This window comes from Streptomyces sp. Ag82_O1-12 (assembly GCF_900182715.1).
Lineage (GTDB): Bacteria > Actinomycetota > Actinomycetes > Streptomycetales > Streptomycetaceae > Streptomyces > Streptomyces massasporeus.
The window spans coordinates 748,388-773,293 of record NZ_FXUW01000001.1; the positions used below are offsets into that span (position 1 = coordinate 748,388).

Genomic DNA, 24,906 nt, shown 5'->3' on the forward strand with positions numbered 1-24,906 from the left:
CGGACATGACAGCAAGTGAAACGCGCAGGCTAGGGGGTTTCCATGGGCAGTTCCACGAGACGCGTCGGGGCGAGATCGAGCTGCGTGCTGGCGACGGCACTGGCGGTCCTGGCCGTCGGCGCCGGTCCGGGCGGCGCGGCCACTCCGGCACCGGCGGTCGCTACGGCGATCGCCAGAGCGAAGGCCAAGGTCAAGGCCAGCACGGAACCGGCGGACGCCACACTGGGCTACCGCGCCAACTCCCGTAACGACAGCTTCGTCGCCGGGGCCACGGCGGCCCCGCCGTTCACCAAGGCCTGGTCCGTCGACCTCGGCTCGGCGGTCTCCGCGCCGGTCGCGATCGGCGGGAAGGTCTTCGTGGTGGTGAACGCGGCCCAGGAGGAGGAGTCCGACGGCCCGCGCATGGAACTCGTCGGCCTGGACGCGGCCACCGGCAAGAGGCTGTGGCCGCAGCAGCTGATCACCGACAACGACCCCAAGGCCACCCTGGCCTACGGCGGCGGCCTCCTCTACACCCAGACCGGCAGGGGCGTCGTGACCGCCTGGGACCCGGCGACGGGCACGCAGCGGTGGACCCGCAGCATCGGCTCGGGTTCCTGCGAGTACCCGCCGACGTGGTACGACGGCACGCTGTACACCCAGGACGGCCGGGGCACGGCGCTGGCGCTGCGCCCGAGTGACGGAGCCGAGCTGTGGCGGGCTCCGCTCGTCGACTGGGGATGGTCGCCCGTGGTCGTCGACGACCACGGCGTGTGGTTCGGCTTCGACAACGACTCGTACCAGCTCCTGGACCGGCACACCGGCCGGGAGCTGCGCCGCTACGACGTGCCCGACCTGCTCGCACTCGGCGGCAACCCGATCGCGCGCGGCGCCGGGGCGCTGTGGCTGCGCAGCGACGACATGGACGACGAGCGGACCGTTGCGTACGACCAGAACACGGGCGCCGTACTGCGCTCCTTCCCCGCCGACGCCACGCCGGCGTTCGGCCCGGGCCGGGTCTACGTGGCGTACCGGGGCGTCGTGAAGGCGATCAGCACGACGACGTACAGGACGGCCTGGAGCTATCGCAGCCCGCGCGGGGCCGCGACCGTTCAGCTGGTCGCCGGCGGATACGTGTACGTCAGGGACGGCAACGGGAAGCTGGTGGTGCTGAGCGAGCGCACCGGCGCGGTGGTCTGGTCCCACCAGCTCTGGGCCGAGCCGCACCCGATGGAGAACGTGCTCGCGGAGGAGGACTGGCGCGGCTGGGTCAACCCCGGCATCGCGACCCACGGGGGCCGCGTGTTCGCGCCCGGTCAGGACGGCGTCCTGACGGCGTTCGCGCACTGACCGCCCCGAGGGGGCGCCGGGTGCCCGCACAGGGGACCCGGCGCCCCGGACGTGCCGCCGATCGCGTCCCGCGTCGGGCCGCCTGGCTCCTTCTCAGTCCGTCCCCACGACGATCACCTCGTCGGCGTCGGTCCAACGGCGCCGCTCGGACTTGGGCGGGTTGACCCGCACGCCGTACCCCGGCCCCGTCAAGGCGTCGTCGTGGCCGCGGTAGCCGATGGCGCACTCGCCGCGCCCGCGTGCCGCGGCCACGACGGTGGCGAAGGACGTCTCGCACCCGGGCAGCACGTAGTCGCCGGCCGGCCGCAGGCGGATGCCGGTGCCGTCGGCGGAGAACAGCTCCCCGAAGACCGCCGCGAGATGCCGGTTCTGGGAGATCTGTGCCATGAGCAGGCCGATGAGCTTGCCGCTGATGATCACGTCGGCTCCGGGCCCGAGGGGTGCCAGGGCCCGGTTGCGGTCGTCCACCAGCTCGGTGACGACGGGGAGTTCACGCCCGGAGGCTTCCTCGATCTGTCGCAGCAACAGCAGGGTGACGAGCGTGCGGTTGTCGGGTTCGTCCGGGGCCTGCCCGGGCGCGGGGTCCTCCCCCACGACGATCACGCTGTCGTAGGAGTGCACGTCCAGACGCCTCAGGGTCTCGGGGCGGGTGACGTCCCCCCGGTGGAGGGTGAGGGTCAGGCCGGTGCCGTGGGGCGCGTCCGACTCGCGCGCCTGGCGGATCGTGGCTTCGCCGCCGTCCGCCACCACATCGACGACCGACCCGGGCCGGGCGCGGCGGCGCAGCTGGTCGACCATGAGCGGCGCCCGGCGGTTCCAGCCGAGCAGCAGGACCCGCTCCGGCCGAGCGGGCGTCGCGGGGCCGGAGGCCATCGCCGCCTTCTCCACCCACTGCCCGCACTCCCCCGCCCAGGCGGTGTCGTCGTCGCGGGAGATGACGATGAGCAGATCGTCCTCGGAGAGGGTCGTCTGCGGCGGCGGGTTGAGCAGCGGGGTGTCGCCGCGCACCAGCCCGACGACGCTGGACGTCGGATAGGACAGCAGCGCGTCGCCGAAGGGGCGGCCCGTCAGGGACTCCTCGCCGACCAGGTAGAACTCGTCGCCGGCGAAGTCGAGGAGTTCCTGGTGGACGAGGGAGAGCCCGGGGCGGCGGGCGGCCTGGACGATCAGCCGGGCCGTGACGGTGTCGCTCTCCAGGACGACACCGCCCGGGCCCGCGGCGAGGCCGGCGGCCAGCCGGTAGCGGTCGTCCCGGACGGCGGCGACGACGGGCGGGCGGTTCTCCACCCCGGCCAGGGCCGCCCGCAGCGCCAGCAGCGTCTTGACGACCTCGGCATCGCCATCGGGCTCGTCGCGGGGCAGGACCAGCACGACACCGGCCGTCGCCGGACTGGTCAGGGTCAGCACGGCCGGGTCGGTGGTGGGGCCGCTGCGGCAGATCAGCCGCGTCCGGCCGACCTGTCCCAGCTTCGTGCCGAGTGCCTCCTCCATCGCGGTCTTGTCGCGGTCGGCCAGCACCACCACCGCCGCGCTCCGCTGGTTGGCGTTGGCGGCCACCAGCTCGCCGACGACCGTGAACACCTGTTCCGACCAGCCCAGGACCACGGCGTGCCCGTGTTCGAGCACGGTCGACCGGCCGCGCCGCAACGCGGTGAGCCGCTCCGTGAGCGCCGTCGTGATCAGGCCGACCAGCGTCGAGACGTACAGCAGCGCGACCAGGGCGAGCAGCACCGACATCGTCACGCGCAGCGGCGTGCCGGTCGCCCCGCCCAGCCGCAGGGTCTCCCCCGTGAGGCGCCACACCTGTGCCAGCCGGTCCGGCAGGGACTCCGGCGCGTGCGGGTCGGTCCACACCACCAGCGCACTGGCCGGGACGACGACGGCCAGACACAGCAGCGCCATCCAGCCGACCAGGGCGGAGGCACCGCGAGCCAGCGTGCTGTCGAACCAGTAACGGACCCGGTCACCCCACGCGGTGCGCCGCTGCGCCACCCTTCCCCCCTCGGTCGCCCCGGGCTCTCGTGCGGCCGGCCCGCGCCGCGCGGCGCGGCACGCCGGGCCGGAACGGCCGGAGAGCACGGTTGTGGATACGCAGTCGCAGTGTGGACGCTCGTTCGCGGTGGCGGAGGCGGTTCGCCGCGCGTTCATTCCTTCGGGTCGGGCGGGCACGCCGGGGCGGCGGATTCACCGTGACGTGAGGGTTTTGCCCCTGATTCGCTCCTTAGGGGCAACGCCCGGCCGAACGGCGGCACCACGCCACGACCACCGTTACAAAGATCGCCATGACAGATGATCACGCAGTGGTGCGCTCCGACTCTGGTTTCTCCCGGCGGGAGTTCGCGGCCGTGGCCGGCACGGCGACGGTGGCCACGGCCCTGACCGGCGGTACCGCCACAGCCCTGCCCGCGTCGGCCGCGCCGCTCGCCCCGGCCGCTCCCGGCGGCCCGCGCGGCGCCGACTCCGACCGGTGCCTGGCCGTCGCCCGTGCCCTGCTCGTCCTGGACTCCGACAACCGCCCCCTCGTCCCGCGCTACCTGAGCGTCCTGAAGGACGGACTGCCGGCGCGACAGACCAGGCCCAAGGACGTCCTCGTCATCGGCGCCGGCCCGTCCGGGCTGGTGGCCGCCTGGCTGCTGAAGGAGGCGGGGCACCGGGTGACGGTCCTGGAGGCCAACGGCAACCGGGCGGGCGGCCGCATCAAGACCTTCCGCAAGGGCGGCCACGAGGGCGCCGGGCAGCCCTTCGCCGATCCCGGCCAGTACGCCGAGGCGGGAGCGATGCGCATCCCCGGCAGTCACCCGCTGGTGATGGAGCTCATCGACCGGTTCGACCTGAAGAAGCGGCGATTCCACTACGTCGACGTCGACGAGGAGGGACGTCCCGCCGCCCGGACCTGGATCCACGTCAACGGCATCCGCCAGCGGCGCGCCGACTACGCCCGCTCCCCCCGGCGCGTGAACCGGTCCTTCGGCGTCCCGAAGGCCCACTGGGACACGCCCGCCGCGGCGATCCTGCGGGCCGCGCTGGACCCCGTGCGCGACGAGTTCAGCCACGTCGGCCGGGACGGCAAGCGGGTCGACAAACCGCTGCCGGAGCGGCTGCGGGGCTGGGCGCGGGTGGTGAAGCGGTTCGGCGACTGGTCGATGTTCCGCTTCCTCACCGAGCACGCCGGTCTCGACGAACGGACCGTCGACCTGATCGGCACCCTGGAGAACCTCACCTCACGCCTCCCGCTGTCCTTCATCCACAGCTTCATCGGCTCCTCCCTCATCAGCCCCGACACTCCCTTCTACGAGCTGGAGGGCGGCACGGCCGTGCTGCCGGACGCCCTGCTCGAACGCGTGCGCAAGGAGGTGCGGTTCGACCGCCGGGTGACGCGCATCCAGTACCACCACCCCGACCGGCCGTCCGCGGACGGCGGGCATGTGCGGAGCAAGGGCCCGCACGTGTGGGTGGACACCGTGTCCGAGGGCCGCGACGGCCCGGTCGTCCGCGAACAGTTCACCGCCGATGTCGCCGTGGTCACCGTGCCGTTCTCCGGGCTGCGCCATGTGCAGATCGATCCGCCGCTGTCCTACCGCAAGCGCCGCGCGGTCTGCGAGCTGCACTACGACAGCGCAACCAAGGTGCTGCTCGAGTTCAGCCGCCGCTGGTGGGAGTTCGACGAGGACGACTGGAAGCGCGAGCTGAACGCCGTCGACCCGGGCCTGTACGACGCCTACCGCACCGGCAAGGCCCCCGCGGACGGCAGTCTCCTCGGCGCGCACCCCTCGGTGCCCGGCGGGCACATCACACAGGCTCAGCGCACCCACTACGCCGCGAACCGCGCGATCGGCCGCGACCAGCCGGAGGCGGCCGGTGTCGTGGGCGGCGGCTCGGTGTCGGACAACGCCAACCGCTTCATGTTCAACCCGTCCCACCCGGTCCCGGGCAGCGCGGGGGGCGTGGTCCTGGCGTCCTACAGCTGGGCCGACGACGCGCTGCGCTGGGACTCCCTGGACGACGAGGCGAGGTATCCGCACGCGCTGTGCGGTCTCCAGCAGGTCTACGGCCGGCGCATCGAGGTGTTCTACACCGGCGCGGGTCGTACCCAGAGCTGGCTGCGCGACCCCTACGCCTACGGGGAGGCGTCCGTGCTGCTGCCCGGGCAGCACACCGAGTTGTTGCCCGTCATCCCCGAGCGCGAGGGCCCGTTGCACTTCGCCGGTGACCACACGTCCGTCAAACCGGCCTGGATCGAGGGGGCCCTGGAGTCGGCCGTGCGGGCCGCCCTGGAGGTCCACACGGATCGGTGACCGTTGATCGCGGGGGCCCCGGCGCGCGTGCGCGCCGGGGCCCCCGCACGTTCGGCCTCCACCCGTCGGCGCTTCCGGCGACCGCAACGACCACAACCTCCGTTGGTTCCGCAAGGCAGACAGTGCGGCGAAGCCCGGGCACGATGTGGCCCACGTCACCCTCCCCCACAGGGCCGTTACCTACCCGCATCGACGTACCGACAGGTGGTGGCACTCGTGCGCCTGCGCACCCCCCTCGCCCTGCTCGGGGCCGCCGTGCTCGTGCTCGTCGGACCACCGCTGCTGACCACCGGCAGCGGCTCCGAGACCGGCACGCAGATCCCGGGCCTGCGTTTCATGGTCCCCAACACCCCCGGCGGCGGCTACGACATCACGGCCCGCACGGCCGCGAAGAACGCCGAGGACGCCGGGCTCACCCACAACATCGAGGTGTTCAACCTGCCCGGCGCCGGCGGCACGGTGGGCCTGAGCCGGCTGGTGAGCGAGCACGGCAACGGCAAGCTCGCCATGTCCATGGGCCTGGGGGTCGTGGGCGCCGTCCGATCCAACGACGCGCCGAAGACGCTCGGAGACACCACGCCGATCGCCCGGCTCACCGAGGAGCAGGACGTGGTGGTCGTGGGGAAGGACTCGCCGTACAAGACGATCGACGACCTGATCGGCGCTTGGAAGGAGAACCCGGGCAAGCTCCCCGTGGGCGGCGGCTCGTCGCCCGGCGGACCCGACCACCTCGCGCCGATGCTGATGGCCCGGGCCGCCGGGATCCCCCCGAAGCAGGTCAACTACATCCCCTTCGACGGCGGAGGCGAACTGCTCGCCTCGATCCTCGGCAACAAGGTGGCCTTCGGTGTCTCCGGGGTCGGCGAGTACCAGGACCAGATCAAGGCGGGCGAGCTGCGCCTCCTCGCGGTGACCGGCCCCGAGCGCGTCGACGGGCTCGACGCGCCCACGCTGAAGGAGACGGGCTACGACGTGAACTTCACCAACTGGCGCGGCATCGTCGCCCCGCCCGGCCTGAACGACGGGGAGCGCGACAAGCTCGTGAAGCTGATCGAGGAGCTCCACGACTCGGACGAGTGGCGCACCTCCCTGCGGCAGAACGGCTGGGACGACGCCTTCCTCACCGGCGAGGAGTTCGGCGCGTTCCTCGACGCCGAGGACAAGCGGGTGGTTTCGGTGCTGAAGGAGCTGGGACTGTGACGACTCAGACCGACATTCCCCCCGCCGAGACCGGCGGCGAGCGGCGCTCGTGGCTGCGGGAGCACTCGGAACTCGGCGTCTGCGTCCTGCTGCTGGCGCTCGGCGTCCTCGTCCTGACCGACGCGCTCACCATGGACGTCGACATCGCCCAGCGCGGCCCGGTCGGCCCGAAGACCGTGCCGATCGTGGTCGGCGCCGGGCTGCTGGTCATCGCCGCCCTGCTCGCCCTGGACGTGCTGCGGGGCGGCCGGGGCCAGGCCGAGGGCGGTGAGGACGTCGACCTGTCCGAGCCCGCCGACTGGCGCACGGTACTGCTGCTCGCCGGCGTGTTCCTCGGCGCTGCCGTCCTGATCGAGCCGCTCGGCTTCCCCGTCGCGGGCGCGCTGCTGTTCTGGGGCGCCGCGTTCGCGCTCGGCAGCCGCAGGATCGACCGGGATCCGCTCATCGCGGCCGGGCTGTCCCTGGTCACCTACACCGTCTTCAACAACCTGCTCGGAGTGCCCCTGCCCGGTGGTCCGTTGATGGGAGTGCTGTGACATGAACGCCCTCAACTCCCTTCTGGACGGCTTCGGTACGGCCCTCACGCCGATCAATCTCCTCTGGGCCGTGATCGGTGTGCTGCTCGGCACGGCGATCGGCGTGCTGCCGGGCATCGGCCCGGCGATGGCGGTCGCCCTGCTGCTGCCGGTGACGTACGGGCTCGACCCGATCGGCGCGTTCATCATGTTCGCCGGCATCTACTACGGCGCGATGTTCGGCGGCTCGACCACCTCCATCCTGCTCAACACCCCAGGTGAGAGCGCGGCGGTGGTGGCGGCCATGGAGGGCAACCCCATGGCCAAGTCCGGGCGCGGTGCCCAGGCCCTCGCGGCGGCCGCCGTCGGGCATTTCGCGGGTGGTCTGATCGGCACGCTGCTGCTGGTGGCGCTCGCGCCGACGGTAGCGAAACTGGCCGTGGACATCGGCGCGCCGGACTACTTCGCCATCATGGTGCTGGCGTTCATCGCGGTGACCTCGGTGCTGGGCTCGTCCCGCATCCGGGGACTCGCCTCCCTGCTCATCGGCCTCACCCTGGGGCTGGTGGGCCTGGACCAGATGACCGGCCAGCAGCGCCTGACGTTCGGCTCGCTCCAACTCGCCGACGGCATCGACGTGGTGATCGTGGCGGTCGGGCTCTTCGCGATCGGCGAGGCCCTGTGGGTGGCGGCCCATCTGCGGCGCAGGCCGCCTGAGCCGATCCCGGTGGGGCGTCCGTGGCTGGGGCGCGACGACGTGAAGCGGACCTGGAAGTCGTGGCTGCGCGGCCCGTTCATCGGCTTCCCGTTCGGCGCGATCCCGGCCGGGGGCGCGGAGATACCCACCTTCCTGTCGTACGTGACGGAGAAGCGCCTGTCCAGGCACAAGGACGAGTGGGGCAAGGGCGCCATCGAGGGTGTCGCAGGTCCGGAGTCGGCGGCGTCGGCCTCGGCGGCGGGCACGCTGGTGTCGATGCTGACCCTGGGCCTGCCGACCACGGCGGTCGCGGCCGTGATGCTGGCCGCCTTCCAGCAGTACGGCATCCAGCCCGGTCCGCTGCTCTTCGAGCGTGAACCGGAGCTGGTGTGGGGCCTGATCGCCTCCCTGTTCGTCGGCATGGTGCTGCTGCTCGCGCTGAACCTGCCGCTGGCTCCGGTGTGGGCGAAGCTGCTGCGCATCCCGCGGCCGTATCTCTACGCCGGGATCATGTTCTTCGCGGCGGTCGGCGCGTACGCGGTCGGCGGTGAGGTGATCGACCTGGTGATCCTGCTGATCATCGGTCTGATCGGCTTCGGCATGCGCCGCTACGGGCTGCCCGTGCTGCCCGCCGTGATCGGTGTGATCCTCGGGCCGAACGCCGAGCAGCAGTTGCGGCGCGCCCTGCAGATCAGCGACGGCAGCGTGACGGGTCTGGTCAACACGCCGTTCGCGATGACCGTGTACGCGGTGATCGTGCTGCTGCTGGTGTGGCCGCTGCTGAGGAAGGCGGTGACGCGGAGCCGCGCGGCGGCCTGACCCGGTGTCACGGCACCCGTTCCCGGGTGCCGTCCGGGAAGCGGATCTCCACCTCCCCGGCCACGGCGACCCGCACGCGCGTTCCTGAACCTCGCGCGTGCGGGTCGCCGTTCACGTCCGGGTCGGCGCTCAGCACGACGAGGGTCACCAGGAGGTGCGTGCCGCCCGGGTGGGCGGACAGGGTGAGGTACGGGGTCGCCGAGTGGTGGCCGCAGGCGTTGGTGCCGACCGCGTGGGCCACGGCCGCCTCGGCGCCCTGCCATCCGTGCAGTCCGACGACCGTGCTGGTCAGCCCGTCCGCGCGCCGGGCCAGCGCCCGGGCCGGGCCGGTCCGGCCGGTCGGGGGTCCGGTGTCGTCCGCGACGGCCCAGCCGCCCTCGCGCACGGGCGTGCCGGGCGGCGCGTCGACGCGGTGCACGCGCACCTCCCAGGGGCCGTGGACCACGCTGACCGTCTCGATGCGATGCCCCTCACCGCTGCCCGGGAGCACGGCCCGGTGCCAGGAGGCGGCGCGGGCGCCTTCGGCTCCGAGGGGGTGGATCCGGCCGCGCGGGGTGGGTGTGCCGTCGGGGGCGAGCAGGGCGATGTGGTTGTCGGGGCCGGTGTGCGGTGGCGGTGGTGTCTCGGGGGCGGTGGTGCTGCTGTAGGCGAGCCGGGCGTAGTGCGGGCTGTCGTCCGATGTCGCCGGCGGGGGTGGGAGGCGGTCGCTGCCGTGGTTGACGAGCCGGGTGATCCCGTCGGACGCGGTGGAGTGCAGCAGCCAGCCGGGGGCGGGTAACGCGCGGCGGACGTCGCCCGTCTCGACCGGGCCGGGTTCCTCGGGCGCGGTCCACACGGGGTGGTCGGCGGGCAGCAGCAGGCCGAGGAAGGCCTTGCTCGCCCAGTACGGGGAGGCGGGGCCCGAGTACCGCTGGGTGACGGGGAGGAAGGGCCGGTACCAGCCGAGGGTGAGCAGCCCCCGCTCGTCGGGCACGCCCCGCTCCGCGAAGTGTTTCAGCGCCCCGGAGGCGAGGCGGCGGGTGCGGCCGGGCGGCAGCGGAGTGGCGTCGGCGAGCACCCCCGCCCACAGGGGCGCCGTCGTGCCGAACCGGTAGGTGAGGGAGCGGCCTTGGTGGACGGGAGCGCCGTCGGCGCCGAAGAAGTGCTGGTGGTCGTGGAGGAACGAGCGCAGGCGCGTGCGATGCTCCGCCACCAGCCGGGGGTCGGCGCGCGGCCCCGCGATACGGGCCCACAGCACGGGGTACAGGTGCAGGGCCCAGGCGTTGTAGTAGTCGAACTTGCGCCCGTCGCCGTCGGTGTACCAGCCGTCGCCCCGGTACCAGTCCTCCAGGCGGGCGAGCCCGGCGTCGATCTCCCGGCGGTCGTGCCGGGCGCCGACGGAGGCGAGGAACTCCTCGGTGATGACCTGGAACAGCCGCCAGTTGGAGTCGTTGACGACCGCTCCGACGAAGCCGCCCAGCCAGTCGGCGGTGCGCTGCCGTACGCGGTCGTCGAGCCGGTCCCAGATCCATGGGCGGGTCTCGTGCAGGGCGATCGCGAGGGACGCCGCCTCGACCATGGGCTGGCCGCGGTCGGTGATGGGCGGCCAGTGGTCGGGGCTGCGCGGGTCGGTGCCGGAGGCGAGTCCGGCCGCGTACCGCTCGATCAGGCCGGGGGTCTGACGCCCGCCCGAGCCGGCGATGCGGAACGCCGCCAGCAGGAAGGAGCGGGCGAAGCCCTCCAGCCCGTCCGACCAGGGCCCGGAGTGGCTGGGCGGCCCGGGGAGGCGGTACTGGGCCAGCCCCGGGGAGGCGTAGGGCGTCAGGGCGTCCAGGAGGCGGTCGGCGACGGCCTCCCAGTGGGCACGGGTCCAGCCGGTGACGGGCGAGGTCAGCGGGTCGGCGGGGGGCAGATGGGGCAGGTTGGGGAGGTGCTTCGGGTCGGGGAGCGACACGTGCGGCGCGCTCATACGGGTGCGGTTCCTCCGTTGGTCACAGGGCACGCCCGGGCGGGGGCGCGCCGACGCTGTCGCGGACGACGATGTGGGTGCCGAGCAGATGGTGGGCCCCGGCGGCGTGCTCGGGGTCGCGCAGGGCGATGCGCACGGCGGCACGCCCGAGTTCCTCGGCCGGGGTGCGGACGGTGGTGAGGGGCGGGTTGAAGTCCTCGGCGAGCGGGATGTCGTTGTAGCCGACGACGGAGAGGTCACCGGGAACGCTCAGCCCGGCGTCGGCGATGGCGCGCAGGGCCCCGGCGGCGACCATGTCGTCCCCGGCGAAGACGGCGGTGAACTCCCGTTCCTTCTTGAGGAGTTCGGTCATCGCGCGGTGGCCCGCGGCGCGTCCCAGTCCGCAGTCGACGACGTGCGCGGCGCCCGGCGGCAGTCCGTGCTCGGCGAGGGCGGCCCGGTAGCCGGCGACGCGGGCGTCGAGGGCGGTGTTGCCGGGCAGCCCGCCGAGGAAGACGATTCCGCGGTGCCCGGCCGACAGCAGATGGCCGGTGGCGGCGCGGGCTCCGGCCTCGTTGTCGAACTCGACGACCAGCGCGGGGATCTCGGGGCCGGGCGCGGGCCGGCCGCAGAGCACGAGGCGGGCCCCGGAGGAGTCGAGGGCGTGGGCGTAGTGGGCGACGCGCTCACGGTAGGCGTCGTCCTCGACGACCCCGCCGACCAGGATCACCAGCCGGGCGCCCTCCTCCCGCATGAGCTGCACGAACTCCATCTCGCGCTGCGCGTCGCCGCCGGTGGCGCCGACCACGCAGAGCCAGCCTCGGTCGGCGGCCTCCGCCTCCACGCCTTCGGCGACCTGGGCGTAGAAGGGGCTGGTGACCTGGCGGACCACGACGGCGGCCATCTTGCGGCCGCCGCCGACCAGGGCGCGGGCGTGCGCGTTGGCCACGTAGTCGAGGTCGCGGGCGGCGCGCAGGACCCGGGCCCGGGTCGCGGCGGGCACCGGGTGGTTGCCGCTGAGCGCGCGGGAGGCGGTCGCCGTGGACACGCCCGCCCGCTCGGCGACCTCGCGGATCGTGACCCGCCCCTTGGACCCCATGTCGTTCCCCATCCCCCGCGTCTCCTCTTCCGCCCACCGCTGTTCAGGTGTTGGCCGCGTAGTCCTTCGCGTACTCGTCGGCCATTCTGTCGCCGCCCCGGCTCCGCCACTTCTTCACCGCCGCGTCCCATTCCGACAGCGGCAGGCGTCCGGCGACGATCCCGGTGACGGTGTCGTCGAGGAAGGTCTTGAGGGTGGCGCCCTGGGAGTTGTTCGTGGCGGACTGCAGCCCGAAGGAGGCGTCGCGGATGGCGTGCGGCACGACCTCGCGCTGCCAGGTGTGCAGCGCCCGTACGGCGTCGGGCATGCCGGGCACGAACAGCACCTGGGGGCCTTCGGCGAGGTACTTCAGCGGCAGGTTCGTGTTGTTCTCGACCTCGCCGAGACGGGTGGGTTCGGGTGAGCCGTCCTCGCCCCGGGTGAAGTGGACGCCCTCGACGCCGTAGTGGACGAGCTCCCACTCCTTGCTGCCGAACGGCGCGGCGAGGTAGTCGAGGATGCGCAGGAGCAGCTGGACGCGTTCCTTCTTCGCCTTCTTGAGGACGGTGTAGCCGAAGGAGCGGCGGGCGGCGACGATGCCGCCGGGCTCCCCTCCGGCGCTGTACGGGAGGGCGGCCGCCGGCTTCATCTTGCCCCGGGACTCGCGGTACTTGGGCAGGTAGGCGCCGAACCCGTCCTGCATGGAGCCGACGGTGCCGTTGTAGTAGAGGGTCGTCAGGTCGATCTGGGAGATGGACGTGGCGTCGGGGTGGTAGGAGCCGTTCTTGCGCAGCTGCGCCTGGAAGGCGATCGACGCCTTGTAGCGTTCGTCGGCCGCCGCCGTCAGGAAGGTGCCGTCCGCGGTGACGGCCCAGCGCTGGGGCGCGTTGTGGGCGGCGGAGTGGAAGCCGTTGCCGAAGAGGGACCCGTTGGCGGCGCCGAGCATGTAGGTCCTGCCGCGTGTACCGCGTCGGGCCACGGCAGTGAAGTCCTGGGCGCTCCAGCCCTCCTTCATGCCGGCGTCGGCGAACATGTCCTGGTTGATCCACAGGGTCGATCCGGGCAGCGGTCGTTCCAGCGGGATGCCGTAGATGCGCCCGCCGATGCGGCCCATGTCGCGCCAGGCGTGGGTGGGGATGTTGGCGAGGTTGGGGTAGTCGGCGATCGCGTCGCCCGACAGGTACGAGGTGAGGTCCTGGGCGCGGCGCTGTACGAACTGCGCCTCCCGGGGCAGTGTGAAGCCGGTGAACATGTTGATGATGTCGGGCAGGGCGTCGGCGTCGCCGGCCATGACGGTCGCCATCTTCTTCTGGTAGTCGGCCTGGGAGATGATCGTGTACTCGATCTTCACGCCGAGGGCCTTCTCGACCGCCGCCCAGAAGCGGTTCGCGGAGGCGGGCTTGGGCGGTGTGCCGAAGGAGACGGTCATGACACGCACGGTGGAGCCGTCGCCGGGGGTGCGGGAGACCGACGTGACCAGGTCGGAGGGGTAGGAGGTGTATCCGGCCTGGACACCGGCGGCGGTGGGGGCGAGGTCGGGCTTCGGGCCCGTCGCCGGTTTGTACGCCGGCCACGGCGCGAGCTTCTTCCCGGCGTTGGAGACGTCGCCGTCGCCGGAGCCCGAGGAGCAGGCGGTCAGCAGAGCGGGGGCGGAGACGGCGGCGCCGCCCACGGCCAGGGAGCGCAGGAGGGTGCGTCGGGACATGCGGGGCATGGATGAACCACCTCGTGTCAGCTCTTGACGGCGCCGGTGAGTACGCCCTTGGTGAAGTACTTCTGCAGGAAGGGGTAGACCAGCAGGATCGGGACGGTGGCGATCACGAGCACCGCCATCTGCACGGTCTGCGGGGCGGTGGCGGTGGCCTCGCCCGTGGTCGCGTCGGTGAGTCCGGCCCCGGCCACCACGTAGGTGCGCAGCACCTGCTGGAGCGGCCAGTGGTCACTCTCCAGATACAGCGAGGCGTAGAACCAGGAGTTCCAGTAGGCGACGGCGTAGAACAGGCCGACGACGGCGAGTGCGGCCTTGGACAGGGGCAGCACCACCGACACCAGTACCCGCCAGTCCCCCGCCCCGTCCAGCCGGGCCGCCTCGTACAGCTCCTCGGGGATCGACTGGAAGAAGCCGCGCAGGACCACCAGGTTGAACACGTTGACCAGGACGGGCAGGACGAGCGAGGCGTAGGAGTCGAGCAGGCCGAGTTCCTTGACGAGCAGGAAGCTCGGGATCATGCCCGGCGGGAAGAGGAACGTGAACAGCACCAGCAGCAGTGCGGGTTTGCCGCCGAAGACGCCCGGGCGGGACAGCGCGTAGGCCAGGGTGACCGTGCAGGCGAGGCTGAGCAGGGTGCCGGCGATCGTCACTCCGGCGCTGACGCCGAGTGCGTGGGTGACGATGCCGCCGTCGAAGATGTCGCGGTAGGCGTCGAGCGTGGGCTCGCTGGGCCAGAGCACCCAGCCGCCGTTGTCGACGACCTCCCGGGTGGAGGCGAGGGACGTCGACACGATGACCAGGAACGGCACGCACACCAGGAGCACGACCGCGGTCAGGGCGAGGGCCTTCGCGGCCTGGGTGAGCGGCCGGGGTTTCTCCATCCAGCCGGGACGGGCGGACGCGCTCACCGGTAGACCCCCTGTTCGCCGAGGCGGTGGGCGGCCTTGTTGGCCGCGTAGACGAGGAGGGCGCCGACGAACCCCTTGAAAAGGCCGGCCGCCGCCGCGAACCCGTAGTCGCCGCCGACGATGCCCTGGTAGTAGACGAAGGTGTCGATGACCTCGGCGGCCTGCGGGCCGACAGCGTCGCGTTGCAGCAACATCTGTTCGAAGCCGACGGAGAGGATGTCGCCGAGCCGCATGATGAGCAGCAGCACGACGACCGGGCGGATGGCGGGCAGGGTGACGTGCCAGAAGCGCCGCCAGGGACCGGCACCATCGATGGCGGCCGCCTCGTACTGCTGCTCGTCGACCTGGGCGAGGGCGGCGAGGAAGATGATCGTGCCCCAGCCGGCGTCCTTCCAGATGACCTGGGCGACGACGAGCGGCTTGAAGGCGTCCGGGTCGCCGATGATGTCGACGGTGTGCAGGCCGGCCCCGCTGAGCCCGCTGTTGAGCAGGCCGGTGTCGCCGAGCACCTGCTGGAACAGCGCGACGACGATCACCCACGAGATGAAGTGCGGCAGATACGCCACCGATTGCACGAACCGGCGTACCGAGCTCCAGGTGAGGGTGTGCAGCAGCAGGGCGAGGCCGAGCGGCACCGGAAAGTAGAAGACCAGCTGGAGGACGGCGATCCAGAGGGTGTTGAGGACCGCGTCCCAGAAGGCGCCGTCCTCGAACATGCGCCGGAAGTTGCCGAACCCGGCCCACGGGCTGCCCCACAGGCCGTCGAACGGCACGTACTCCTTGAACGCGATGACGTTGCCCGCGAGGGCGCCGTAGTGGAACAGCAGGAAGTAGACGACGCCGGGGAGCATCAGCAGGAACAGGGTCCGGCTGCCACGTCCATGAAAACCTTTACGCTCGCGCTGCGACCCTCCGGACGGGCGGCGACCGGGACTCACCCCCTTCGCACCTGCTCGTTCCCGTAAGCCAGTTGCCACGGTTCCCCCTCACGTCGGCGAGTCCGGTGAAGGGAAGCTAAAACGCTTTCATTGCGCGGTCAACACTTCTGACACAGCCGGGACTTCGGCCCGTGGGCCCGGTCCGACGCGTCAGGCTGAGAGCAACTGGGCATCACGCCCTCGCGCTCTAGGCCGGTCCCCTCAGGGCGGGCGTCACGCCCCCACCGTCGGGGCCACTCCCCTCGGGGCGGGCGTCACGCCCCCACCGTCGGGGCCACTCCCTTCGGGGCGGGTGTCCCCCCCACCCCCCACCGTCGGGGCCGGTGTCACGCCCCACGGTCGGGGCCGGTTCCCCACGGCCTTGCGTCGGCTGCCACCCGGGCCCGCGTCAGCACTCACCCTGCCGCGCGGACGCGCACGGCCAGGACACGAGCGGGCGGGCCTCAGGCTGCCGTCCCAACCCTCCGCAGCAGACCCGGCGTCAGTCGGCGGAGTCGCCGAAGACCTCCGCGGTGTGCTCGCCGAGCGCCGGCGGCGGCAGCAGGTGGTGCGCCGGTGACGCGCCCAGCGTGATGGGGCACGCCACCTGCCGGGACCCCGCTCCGCCGTCCGTCCCGGGCACCGTGACGATGCCGGGCAGTCCGAGCCGCTCGGCGAAGGCGAACGCCTCGTCGAGTGAGTTCAGGGGCCGGCGGGGACACCGGCCGCCGACAGCACGCCGGTCCAGTGGTCGGCGCCCGCCGTGCGCAGCCGTGCGGCCAGCGCCCGACGCAACTCGGCGCGGTGGGCCACCCGTTCGGGATTCGTACGGAACCGGGGGTCGTCGGCGAGGTCCGGGAGGCCGAGCGCCCCGGCCAGTGCCGCGAACTGACCGTCGTTGCCCACCGCGAGGGCCAGCGGACGGTCGGCGGTGGGGAAGGTCTCGTACGGGGCGATGCTCGGGTGCGCGTTGCCCATCCGCCCGGGCACGACGCCCGCGACGGCGTACGCGGAGGCCTGGTTGACCATCGCCGACAGCAGCGAACTCAGCAGGTTCACCTCCACGCGCTGCCCCTCGCCCGTGGCGTCCCGGTGCCGCAGGGCCGCCATGATCCCGAGCGTCGCGTGCAGTCCGGTGATCACGTCGACCAGGGCCACACCGGCCTTCGTCGGCTCGCCCTCGGGCTCCCCGGTGACGCTCATCAGTCCGCCGACCGCCTGGACGAGGAGGTCGTAGCCGGGGATCGCGGCCCCCGCGCCCGCCCCGAAGCCGCTGATCGAGCAGTAGACCAGGCCGGGGTGGCGGACCCTCAGGTCGTCGTAGCCGAGGCCGAGCCGCTCCATGGTGCCCGGCCGGAAGTTCTCCACCAGGACGTCCGACTCGGCGACGAGGGCCAGCGCGTGTTCGCGGCCGGACTCGTCCGACAGGTCCAGGGCGACCGAGCGCTTGTTGCGGTTGACGCCGAGGAAGTACGTGGAGGTGCCGTGTTCGTCGGCCGGCGGACGCCAGTGCCGGGTCTCGTCACCCGTTCCCGGGCGCTCGACCTTCACGACGTCGGCGCCGAGATCGGCGAGGAGCATGGTCGCGTACGGCCCGGCCAGGACCCGCGAGAAGTCCGCGATCCGCAGCCCGCTCAGGGCGCCACGCTCCAGGTCCACGTCTGCCTCCGGGTGATCGTCGTTGATCGTTCTCGGTCGCCGGACCTCACCCTCTCATCACCACACCTCTTGACGCGTCAATGACAACGATGGCTTGATGTTGTGGGAGCGCTCCCACCTCCAGGGAAGGGATCACCATGCGCAGCACCCCTCACTCGTCCCCGCACTTACGGGTCATGTCCGTTCTCGGCCTGCTGGCCGCCCTGCTCCTCCCCCTCGGCATGACGCTCGCACCCCCCGCGACGGCCGCCCCCGCCGCCGCCCCCGTCCGCGTCATGCCGCTCGGCGACTCGATCACCGGCTCGCCGGGCTGCTGGCGGGCGGTGCTGTGGAACCGGCTGGTCGACAGCGGGTACACGGACATCGACTTCGTCGGCACCCTGCCCCCGCAGGGCTGCGGACAGGCGCACGACGGGGACAACGAGGGTCACGGCGGCGAGCTGGTCACCAACGTGGCGGACCAGAACCTGCTGCCCGGCAGGCTGGCCGCCACCCGTCCGGACATCGTTGTCATGCACTTCGGCACGAACGACGTCTGGAGCAGCATCTCCCCCGACCGCATCCTCGCCGCCTACACCACACTCGTGGCGCAGATGAGGGCCTCGAATCCGGACATGCGGATCCTCGTGGCGCAGCTGATCCCCATGAACCCGAGCAGTTGCGCGGCCTGTGCGCAGCGGGTCGTCGACTTCAACGCGCGGATTCCCGGATGGGCCCGGGTGACCGGCACCGACCGCTCCCCCGTCACCGTGGTCGACCAGTGGACGGGTTTCAGCACGGCCACCGACACCTACGACGGCGTGCACCCCAACGCCTCCGGCGACGACAAGATCGCCGCCCGCTGGTTCCCGCCCCTGGCGGCGGCCCTCGACGCCGGCGTACCGCCGGACCCCGGCGGTCCGGGTGGGCCGGGCGGGGACCCCGTCGCGTGCACCGCGCGCTTCCGGGCCGTCTCCACCTGGCAGGGCGGCTACCAGGGCGAGGTGACGGTGACGAACACGTCGGCCTCCGCGGTCCCGGGCTGGACGGCGACCGTCGTACCGGCGAACGGCGCACGTCTCACCCAGGTCTGGAACGGCGCCCTCACCACGGCCGCCGACGGTACGGCCACCGTCACGAACGCGGCGTGGAACGGCACGCTCGCCCCCGGCGCGAGCGCCACGTTCGGCTTCGTCGCCTCCGCCCCGGCAGCGGCCGGCACCCCGGCGGCGACCGTCACCTGCGCGGGCAGGGCACCGGCGGGATGACGACCGTGCCGGGGCGGCGACGTCCCGGCACCGGGCCCGTCCGCACCGAGCCCCGACGGCAGGACCCCGTTCAGCACGACAGCGCGACCGTCAACGCGCCCCACCCGACCCCCACTTCTGGAGCCCGTCATGAGACTCCGCCCCACACCCGCCGCCGCACGCCCGGCCACCGTGGCCGCCGCCCTGCTCGCCCTCCTGCTGTCCTTCCTCGCCCTGACCCCGCCGGCCGAGGCCGCGCCCACCGGCTTCCGGGTGCAGAACGGCCGGCTGCTGGAGGCCAACGGGAACGACTTCGTGATGCGCGGCGTCAACCACGCCCACACCTGGTATCCGGACCGGATCAGCTCCCTCGCCCACATCAAGGCCAAGGGCGCCAACACCGTCCGCGTGGTCCTCGCCAGCGGTGACCGCTGGACCCGCAACGACACCGCCGACGTGGCGAACGTCGTCGCCCAGTGCAAGCAGAACCGGCTCATCTGCGTCCTCGAAGTCCACGACACCACCGGGTACGGCGAGCAGAGCGGAGCGACCACCCTGTCCCGTGCGGCCGACTACTGGATCAGCGTGCAGAGCGCCCTGGCCGGCCAGGAGGACTACGTCATCGTCAACATCGGCAACGAGCCGTACGGCAACACGAACTACACGGCGTGGACGGCCGACACCAAGGCGGCCATCCAGAAGCTGCGGAACGCCGGGTTCGATCACACGCTGATGGTGGACGCACCCAACTGGGGTCAGGACTGGGCGTTCACCATGCGCGACAACGCCGCCTCGGTCTTCGCCGCCGACCCCGACGCCAACACCGTCTTCTCGATCCACATGTACGGCGTCTTCGACACCGCAGCCGAGATCAGCGACTACCTGAACCGGTTCGTCACCGCCAAGCTGCCCATCGTCGTCGGAGAGTTCGGCCACGACCACTCGGACGGCAACCCCGACGAGGACACCATCCTGGCCGTGTCCCAGCAGCTCCGCCTCGGCTACCTCGGCTGGTCGTGGAGCGGCAACGGCGGCGGGGTCGAGTACCTGGACATGGTCACGAACTTCGACCCGAACCAGCTCACGTCCTGGGGGCAGCGCCTCTTCAACGGCGCGAACGGCATCGCCGCCACCGCCGAGGAAGCCGCTGTCTACTCCGGCACCGGGGGCGGCGACACGACTCCCCCGACCGCTCCCGGCACCCCGACCGCCTCCGGGGTGACCTCGTCGTCCGCCACCCTGACCTGGGCCGCCGCCTCCGACGCGACCGGCGTCACCGGCTACGACATCGTGCGGGTCAGCGGCGGCACGGAGTCGGCCGTCACCAGCAGCACGCGGACCACCGCCACCCTCACCGGCCTGTCCCCCGCGACCTCCCACACCTTCGCCGTCTACGCCCGCGACGCCGCCGGCAACCGCTCGCCCCGCTCGGGCACGGTGACCGTCACGACCTCGTCCGGCGGCTCGTCGGCGGCCTGCGGCGTCGGCTACCGGGTGACGGGCAGCTGGTCCGGCGGCTTCCAGGGCGAGATCGTGCTGCGCAACACCGGCACGTCGGCGATCAACGGCTGGACGCTGCGCTGGACCTTCCCGGACAGCCAGCGCATCACCAATCTGTGGGGCGGTACGGCGACGCAGAGCGGCTCGGAGGTGAGCGTCGCGGCGGCGTCGTACACGGCGACGATCCCGGTGTCGGGCTCGGTCGCCCTCGGCTTCACAGCCTCCCGGTCTGCCGCCAACCCCAGCCCGACGGCCTTCACCCTGAACGGCGCGGACTGCTCTGTGAGCTGACCGGGCCCGGTGCGCGGACTGCTCCGCGAGCTGACCGGGCCCCGTGCGACGGTGCCGCCGCGCTCCGGCCCTGCGGCACCACCCTCGCTCTCCGTGCCGGCCGCACCACCCTCGCTCTCCGGCCCGGCGGCACCGTCGTTGCGCTCCGCCCCGGTGACACCGCCGCTGCTCTTCGGCCGGTGACACCGCCCTCGCTCTCCGGCCCCGGTGACACCGCCGATGTGCTCCAGCCCGGTCACCGCTGTTGATGTGATCCGCGCTACAGCAACGCAGAAAGCGGTTTACACCGCCCCGCAGTGGTCAGGCGGCGGGGATGTCGCACCGGCTCCCCACCGCCGTATTTCCGGCAGCACGCGTATCCGCCCGTCCGGGTTGCCCGAACCCCGCCCGGGAGGCGTGATGAGCGAGGACACCCTGCGCATGCGCGCGATCGCGACCGGCAAGGCGGAACGCAAGGCGCCGCCCGTGACGGAACCGGCCGCGCGGCGGGACGCGTTCTTCGACAACGCCAAGTACCTGGCGATCGTGCTGGTGGCGATCGGGCACTCCTGGGAGCCCCTGCGGGACGGCAGCCGGGCGGCCGGCGCGCTCTACATGGTGGTGTACGCGTTCCACATGCCGGCGTTCATCGTGATCTCCGGCTACTTCTCACGCTCCTTCGACGCGAGCCCCGGCCGGATCAGGCGGCTGATCACCGGGCTCGCGGTGCCCTACGTCGTCTTCGAGACGGCGTACACCCTGTTCACGCGGTGGACCGACCAGGAGCCGGACCGGCCGGTGAGCCTGCTGGACCCCCTCTACCTGACCTGGTTCCTGGCCGCCCTGTTCATCTGGCGGCTGACCACGCCGATCTGGCAGCGCGTGCGGTGGCCGCTGCCGATCGCCCTCGTCATCGCGATGCTGGCGACGCTCTCGCCGTCGATCGGCAACGACCTCGATCTCCAGCGCACGCTGCAGTTCCTGCCGTACTTCGTCCTCGGTCTGCTGTTGCGACCCGAGCACTTCCACTTGGTGCGGCGCCGCGCGGCGCGGATCCTCGCCGTGCCGGTGTTCGCCGGCGCGCTGGCCGTGGCCTACTGGGCGGTGCCGCGGATGAGCGGCGCCTGGTTCTACCACCGGGACAGCGCCGCGGAGCTCGAGGCGCCCTCCTGGTACGGGCCCGTCATGACCCTGGTGACCTTCGGCTGCTCGATGGTCCTGGTCGCCTGCTTCCTCGCCTGGGTGCCCGGTCGCCGCACCTGGTTCACCGTGCTGGGGGCGGGCACGCTCTACGGCTACCTGCTGCACGGCTTCGTCGCGCAGGGGTCCAAGTTCTGGGGCTGGTACGAACCGGCGTGGGTGCACCGGCCCCTGGGCGAGATCCTCGTGACGGTCGCCGCCGCGCTGCTCGTGACCGTCCTGTGCACCCCGCCCGTGCGGCGGGTGTTCCGCTGGGTGATGGAGCCCGACATGGCGTGGGCGTTCCGCAGTGAGGCGCGCGATCAGGCACGGGAGCGCAACGCCGTACGCGCGTGAGCGGACCGTCTCACGGCTCCTGACCGAGCCGGATCAGCAGCGCCCCGGGCGTGCGCGGCACGGACACCGTCAGTCCCTCCCCGTCCCATGCGGCCCCGCCCGCGTCCGCCGACGACGGGTGCAGGACGTCCGCCCGGACGTCCCTGCCCGCCAGGTGCCGGACGGGGATGCGCAGTTCCGCCGGTCTTCCTCGCCGCCAGACGGAGAGGTACGTCGTGGCGTCGCCGGGGGTCCGCAACCCCAGGGTCAGCCACTCGTCCGTCCAGCCGGGCAGTCCGAGCGGCCAGAACGGCAGGGCCCGGGCGAGGTCCCCGCGGATCGACTTGTAGACGTCGACGGCGTCCCGGACGAGGGCTCGCTGGTGGTCCGACATGCGGTCCAGATGGCCGGAGAGGTGAATGCGTCCCAGGAGTGCCCCGCCGAGGGTCCAGGTGATCAGGCCGTCGTCGTACTCGGGCTGCGGATACGCCCAGACGGCGCCCTGCTCGGGCGGGACGACGGTCGGCGCGGCGGCGGCGATGGGCGGGTAGCTCAGCGGGTCCTGCTGGTCGCTGGTGGACTGGAGCTGGGCGACCGCGAGGGTGGCGCCGTCCATGCGCATGCCGCCCGAGGCGCAGTTCTCGACGACGAGGCCGGGGTGGCGGTCCAGAACTCCGGAGAGCCAGTCCAGGTAGGCCTCTGCGTGGCCGAGCAGGCCCGCTCCCGGTGCGAGATCGCCGGGGGCCTGGGTGCCGGGGTCGACCACGATGTTGTAGTCGAGCTTGAGGTAGCCCACGCCCCAGTCGCCGGCGATGCGGTCGACCGTCTTGTCGAGGTGGGCGCGGGCGGCCGGGTGCCGCAGGTCGAGCTGGTGGCGGCCCTGCTCGGTGAGGCGTACGCCGTCGCGCCGGAAGAACGCCTCGGACGGCAGTTCGGCCGCGACGGGACTGCGCACCCCGACGACCTCAGGCTCCAGCCACAGCCCGGGCACCATTCCGCGCTCCCGGATTCGGTCCAGGACCGCCTGGAGGCCGCCGTCGGGGAAGCGGCGCGGCGAGGGCTGCCAGGCGCCGACGCTGTCCCACCAGCCCCGGGTGTCGTCGTCGTACCAGCCGGAGTCGATGCAGAAGTACTCGGCGCCGGCGTCGGCCGCGGCGTCGATCAACGGCAGCAGCTTGGCCGTGGTGGGGTCGCCCATGAGGGTGTTCATGTAGTCGTTGAAGACCACGGGGAGCGCGGTGTGGTCCGGGTGGGGGCGCCGGATCGCCCGGCGGTAGGAGGTGAGGGCGCCGAGCGCGCTGTCGAGGTCCGGGCCGAGGGCCAGGACGCCGGGGACGGTGGTGAACTCCTCGCCGGGTACGAGGCGGATCCGCCACTGGTGTTCCGCGTCCGTGGGGCCGTTCAGCGCCAGGTAGGTGCCGTGGGCGCGTTCGCCGAGGTCCCAGCGCCAGCCGGCCGGGGACTCGACCTGCCATGCCCAGGCCCGGCCGCCGTCCCGCTCGGTCAGCGCGCCCATGGCGAGATGGCCGTCGGTGGGCCAGCTGCCGCGCCCGGTGAGGGCGAGGGCGGCCCGGCTGTCGTGCTCGTGGACGTCGGTGTGGATGTCGGCGACGGAGGCGCGCAGCGGCTCGGCGTACCAACGGCACTCGGCGAGCCAGTCGTTGCGGGCCCGGTGGACGTCGAGGGCGTCCGGGGCGGGCAGGCCGCCGAGGAGCAGGCTGCTGACGGACTGGACGACCAGGGGCGCGCGGCCGTCGTTGCGGAGCCGGACGCGGGAGCGCAGGACGGGCAGGCCGGCGGGTGAGCTGAATTCGGCGTAGGCCGTCAACCCGGTGTCCGGGTCGTGGAGTTCGACGCTCAGCCGTTCCCAGCCGTCGCCGCTGCTCGTGTGATGGGCACGGTGGGCGAGCCGGCTGCCGAGGGCCGTGCCGGTGAAGCGGGGGCCGGACCAGCCGCTGCCGTGACCGAGGGCGGTGAGCTCCACCAGGGGCAGGGCGGACTGCGGCGTGGCCGCGCGTTCGTCGCCGGGGTGTGCCAGCCGGACCAGTCGCGGTGTTCCGTCGGGGGCGACGGCGAACCGGGCGTCGAGCGCCTCGTGTCCCCAAGTGAACTCGTGTGGCTGCTGGTTGGAGGCCATGTGCGCCGCATCCGCCGTGCCGGTCAAGGTGCTCCCCCTCCTGACCCCGCCCCGTTGCCGGGGAGCGGAGGCCCGCGTGAATCCCTCGTTACGGTCTCTTGACGACCCAAGTGTGACCGGTCACAATCCTCGCATGAATGTGACCGGTCACACAAGGCGCCCGGCGAGCATCAGGGACGTCGCCACGGCCGCCGGGGTCTCGTACCAGACGGTCTCGCGGGTGATCAACGGCCACCCCAGCGTCCGGCCCTCCACCCGGGAGCGCGTGCTGGCCGCCATCGAGGAACTGGGCTTCAGGCGCAACGCAACCGCCCTCGCCCTGGCCAGTGGCCGCACCCGCACGGTGACCGTACTGACCGCGAACACCACGCACTACGGCTACGCCTCGATCCTCCAGGGCATCGAGGAGTCCGCCCGCGCCGCGTCCTACGCGGTGGGGATCGGCGTTCTGGAGTCCGCCGAGGACGCGGCCGTCGCCGCCGAGGTGCAGCGGGCGGCGGACGCGGGCGGCGGGATCATCGTGATCGCCTACGATCCGGCCGGTGTGCGGGCGCTGGGAGCCGTGCCCGCCGGTCTGCCGGTCGTGGGGGTGGTCGAGACCCCGGCGAGTCCGCCCGGCGGCGAGAGCCCCTGGGTGTGGACGGACGACCGCGAGGCCGCCTACCAGGCGACCCGCCATCTGCTGTCCCTGGGCCACGAGACCGTGCACTACGTCGCCATCCCGTCCAGCACCCGCCGCACCAGCGCCCGCACCAGCGGCTGGCGGCAGGCGCTGAAGGAGGCGGGCGCCCCGGAACCCCGCCCGGTGCAGAGCAGTTGGGGACCGGCGGGCGGACACGCGGCGGCCCTGAAGCTGGCGCGGGACCCGTCCGTCACCGCGATCCTGTGCGGCAACGACGACCTCGCGCTCGGCGTGCTCCGCGCCCTGCACGAGGCGGGCCGCCCGGTGCCGGGCGAGGTCAGCGTGGCCGGGTTCGACGACGCCCCGCACTCCGCCTTCCTCACCCCGTCCCTGACGACCGTGCGCCTGGACTTCACCGGCCTCGGCCGGGCCGCCTTCGCCCTGCTGCACGGCGCGCTGGAGGAGTCCGCGCCGGTCGCCCCGCGTCCCGTGTCCGTGCCGGAACTGGTGGTGCGGGAGAGCTCGGGGCCACCGCCCGGCGACCGCTGAACAGCACCAGAGAGCACCGCAGTCGTGAGTCC

The 24,906-nt window shown here is 72.7% G+C and carries 16 protein-coding genes and 1 pseudogene; 9 read left to right on the forward strand and 8 right to left on the reverse strand.

From position 1 onward, the window contains the following. Positions 1–42: 42 nt before the first annotated feature. A complete protein-coding gene (locus tag QOL88_RS03545; RefSeq protein WP_097215030.1) occupies positions 43–1,329 on the forward strand; it encodes an outer membrane protein assembly factor BamB family protein in 1,287 nt (428 codons plus the stop codon). A 93-nt stretch (positions 1,330–1,422) separates the two neighbouring features. Here the strand turns inward: QOL88_RS03545 and QOL88_RS03550 are convergent, their stop codons facing one another. After that, a complete protein-coding gene (locus QOL88_RS03550) occupies positions 1,423–3,321 on the reverse strand; it encodes a CASTOR/POLLUX-related putative ion channel (protein ID WP_097215031.1) in 1,899 nt (632 codons plus the stop codon). Positions 3,322–3,611: 290 nt separating this feature from the next. Here QOL88_RS03550 and lgoX point away from each other — a divergent pair, with 290 nt between their 5' ends. The 4 genes from lgoX to QOL88_RS03570 all read left to right on the forward strand — a co-directional run bounded on the left by lgoX (position 3,612) and on the right by QOL88_RS03570 (position 8,855). After that, entirely contained in the window at positions 3,612–5,624 is a 2,013-nt protein-coding gene (gene lgoX, locus QOL88_RS03555; protein WP_097215032.1) for an L-glutamate oxidase LgoX, read from the forward strand. A 216-nt stretch (positions 5,625–5,840) separates the two neighbouring features. Continuing rightward, positions 5,841–6,824: a Bug family tripartite tricarboxylate transporter substrate binding protein gene (locus tag QOL88_RS03560; protein ID WP_179879089.1), complete on the forward strand. Its 984-nt coding sequence runs from the start codon at positions 5,841–5,843 to the stop codon at positions 6,822–6,824. Beyond that, a complete protein-coding gene (locus QOL88_RS03565) occupies positions 6,821–7,360 on the forward strand; it encodes a tripartite tricarboxylate transporter TctB family protein (RefSeq protein WP_097215034.1) in 540 nt (179 codons plus the stop codon). The genes QOL88_RS03560 and QOL88_RS03565 overlap by 4 nt, the downstream gene beginning before the upstream one ends. A 1-nt stretch (position 7,361) precedes the next feature. Further along, a complete protein-coding gene (locus tag QOL88_RS03570; RefSeq protein WP_097215035.1) occupies positions 7,362–8,855 on the forward strand; it encodes a tripartite tricarboxylate transporter permease in 1,494 nt (497 codons plus the stop codon). 7 nt (positions 8,856–8,862) lie between these two features. Here the strand turns inward: QOL88_RS03570 and QOL88_RS03575 are convergent, their stop codons facing one another. From QOL88_RS03575 to QOL88_RS03600, 6 genes and pseudogenes are all read right to left on the reverse strand, one after another. Continuing rightward, the gene (locus QOL88_RS03575) at positions 8,863–10,803 is read right to left on the reverse strand and encodes a DUF2264 domain-containing protein (RefSeq protein WP_097215036.1); all 1,941 of its coding nucleotides are present in this window, start codon (positions 10,801–10,803) and stop codon (positions 8,863–8,865) included. A gap of 22 nt (positions 10,804–10,825) precedes the next feature. Further along, positions 10,826–11,881, reverse strand: coding sequence for a LacI family DNA-binding transcriptional regulator (locus QOL88_RS03580; RefSeq protein ID WP_097222847.1), 1,056 nt, complete (start codon positions 11,879–11,881; stop codon positions 10,826–10,828). A gap of 43 nt (positions 11,882–11,924) precedes the next feature. Beyond that, on the reverse strand, positions 11,925–13,574 hold the full coding sequence (locus QOL88_RS03585) for a type 2 periplasmic-binding domain-containing protein (protein WP_097215037.1): 1,650 nt from the start codon (positions 13,572–13,574) through the stop codon (positions 11,925–11,927). A 17-nt stretch (positions 13,575–13,591) separates the two neighbouring features. Next, positions 13,592–14,479, reverse strand: a complete 888-nt coding sequence (locus QOL88_RS03590) for a carbohydrate ABC transporter permease (RefSeq protein ID WP_097215038.1) — start codon at positions 14,477–14,479, stop codon at positions 13,592–13,594. After that, the gene (locus QOL88_RS03595; protein ID WP_097215039.1) at positions 14,476–15,330 is read right to left on the reverse strand and encodes an ABC transporter permease; all 855 of its coding nucleotides are present in this window, start codon (positions 15,328–15,330) and stop codon (positions 14,476–14,478) included. The genes QOL88_RS03590 and QOL88_RS03595 overlap by 4 nt, the downstream gene beginning before the upstream one ends. Positions 15,331–15,898: 568 nt before the next feature. Beyond that, a pseudogene (locus QOL88_RS03600) lies at positions 15,899–17,049 on the reverse strand (CaiB/BaiF CoA transferase family protein). A gap of 143 nt (positions 17,050–17,192) precedes the next feature. On the opposite strand from QOL88_RS03600, the gene QOL88_RS03605 reads away from it, so the two are divergent. The 3 genes from QOL88_RS03605 to QOL88_RS03615 all read left to right on the forward strand — a co-directional run bounded on the left by QOL88_RS03605 (position 17,193) and on the right by QOL88_RS03615 (position 21,587). Then, positions 17,193–18,302 carry a GDSL-type esterase/lipase family protein gene (locus QOL88_RS03605; RefSeq protein ID WP_283445874.1) on the forward strand — a complete coding sequence of 370 codons (1,110 nt, stop codon included), beginning with the start codon at positions 17,193–17,195 and terminating at the stop codon, positions 18,300–18,302. A 129-nt stretch (positions 18,303–18,431) separates the two neighbouring features. Beyond that, entirely contained in the window at positions 18,432–20,072 is a 1,641-nt protein-coding gene (locus QOL88_RS03610) for a cellulase family glycosylhydrolase (RefSeq protein ID WP_097215040.1), read from the forward strand. A 399-nt stretch (positions 20,073–20,471) separates the two neighbouring features. After that, the gene (locus tag QOL88_RS03615; protein WP_179878762.1) at positions 20,472–21,587 is read left to right on the forward strand and encodes an acyltransferase family protein; all 1,116 of its coding nucleotides are present in this window, start codon (positions 20,472–20,474) and stop codon (positions 21,585–21,587) included. A gap of 10 nt (positions 21,588–21,597) precedes the next feature. Here the strand turns inward: QOL88_RS03615 and QOL88_RS03620 are convergent, their stop codons facing one another. Further along, positions 21,598–23,703, reverse strand: coding sequence for a glycoside hydrolase family 36 protein (locus QOL88_RS03620; protein ID WP_097222849.1), 2,106 nt, complete (start codon positions 23,701–23,703; stop codon positions 21,598–21,600). A 133-nt stretch (positions 23,704–23,836) separates the two neighbouring features. Between QOL88_RS03620 and QOL88_RS03625 the strand changes: the two genes are divergently transcribed. Further along, a complete protein-coding gene (locus tag QOL88_RS03625; RefSeq protein WP_179878763.1) occupies positions 23,837–24,874 on the forward strand; it encodes a LacI family DNA-binding transcriptional regulator in 1,038 nt (345 codons plus the stop codon). Positions 24,875–24,906 lie beyond the last annotated feature (32 nt).

Coding starts and splice junctions, on each gene's coding strand:
- QOL88_RS03580 (WP_097222847.1), bottom strand. CDS start 11,881: ATGGGGTCCAAGGGGCGGGTCACGATCCGCGAGGTCGCCGAGCGGGCG.
- QOL88_RS03575 (WP_097215036.1), bottom strand. CDS start 10,803: ATGAGCGCGCCGCACGTGTCGCTCCCCGACCCGAAGCACCTCCCCAAC.
- QOL88_RS03615 (WP_179878762.1), top strand. CDS start 20,472: ATGAGCGAGGACACCCTGCGCATGCGCGCGATCGCGACCGGCAAGGCG.
- lgoX (WP_097215032.1), top strand. CDS start 3,612: ATGACAGATGATCACGCAGTGGTGCGCTCCGACTCTGGTTTCTCCCGG.
- QOL88_RS03620 (WP_097222849.1), bottom strand. CDS start 23,703: ATGGCCTCCAACCAGCAGCCACACGAGTTCACTTGGGGACACGAGGCG.
- QOL88_RS03625 (WP_179878763.1), top strand. CDS start 23,837: ATGAATGTGACCGGTCACACAAGGCGCCCGGCGAGCATCAGGGACGTC.
- QOL88_RS03605 (WP_283445874.1), top strand. CDS start 17,193: ATGCGCAGCACCCCTCACTCGTCCCCGCACTTACGGGTCATGTCCGTT.
- QOL88_RS03570 (WP_097215035.1), top strand. CDS start 7,362: ATGAACGCCCTCAACTCCCTTCTGGACGGCTTCGGTACGGCCCTCACG.
- QOL88_RS03585 (WP_097215037.1), bottom strand. CDS start 13,574: ATGCCCCGCATGTCCCGACGCACCCTCCTGCGCTCCCTGGCCGTGGGC.
- QOL88_RS03595 (WP_097215039.1), bottom strand. CDS start 15,330: ATGCTCCCCGGCGTCGTCTACTTCCTGCTGTTCCACTACGGCGCCCTC.
- QOL88_RS03610 (WP_097215040.1), top strand. CDS start 18,432: ATGAGACTCCGCCCCACACCCGCCGCCGCACGCCCGGCCACCGTGGCC.
- QOL88_RS03545 (WP_097215030.1), top strand. CDS start 43: ATGGGCAGTTCCACGAGACGCGTCGGGGCGAGATCGAGCTGCGTGCTG.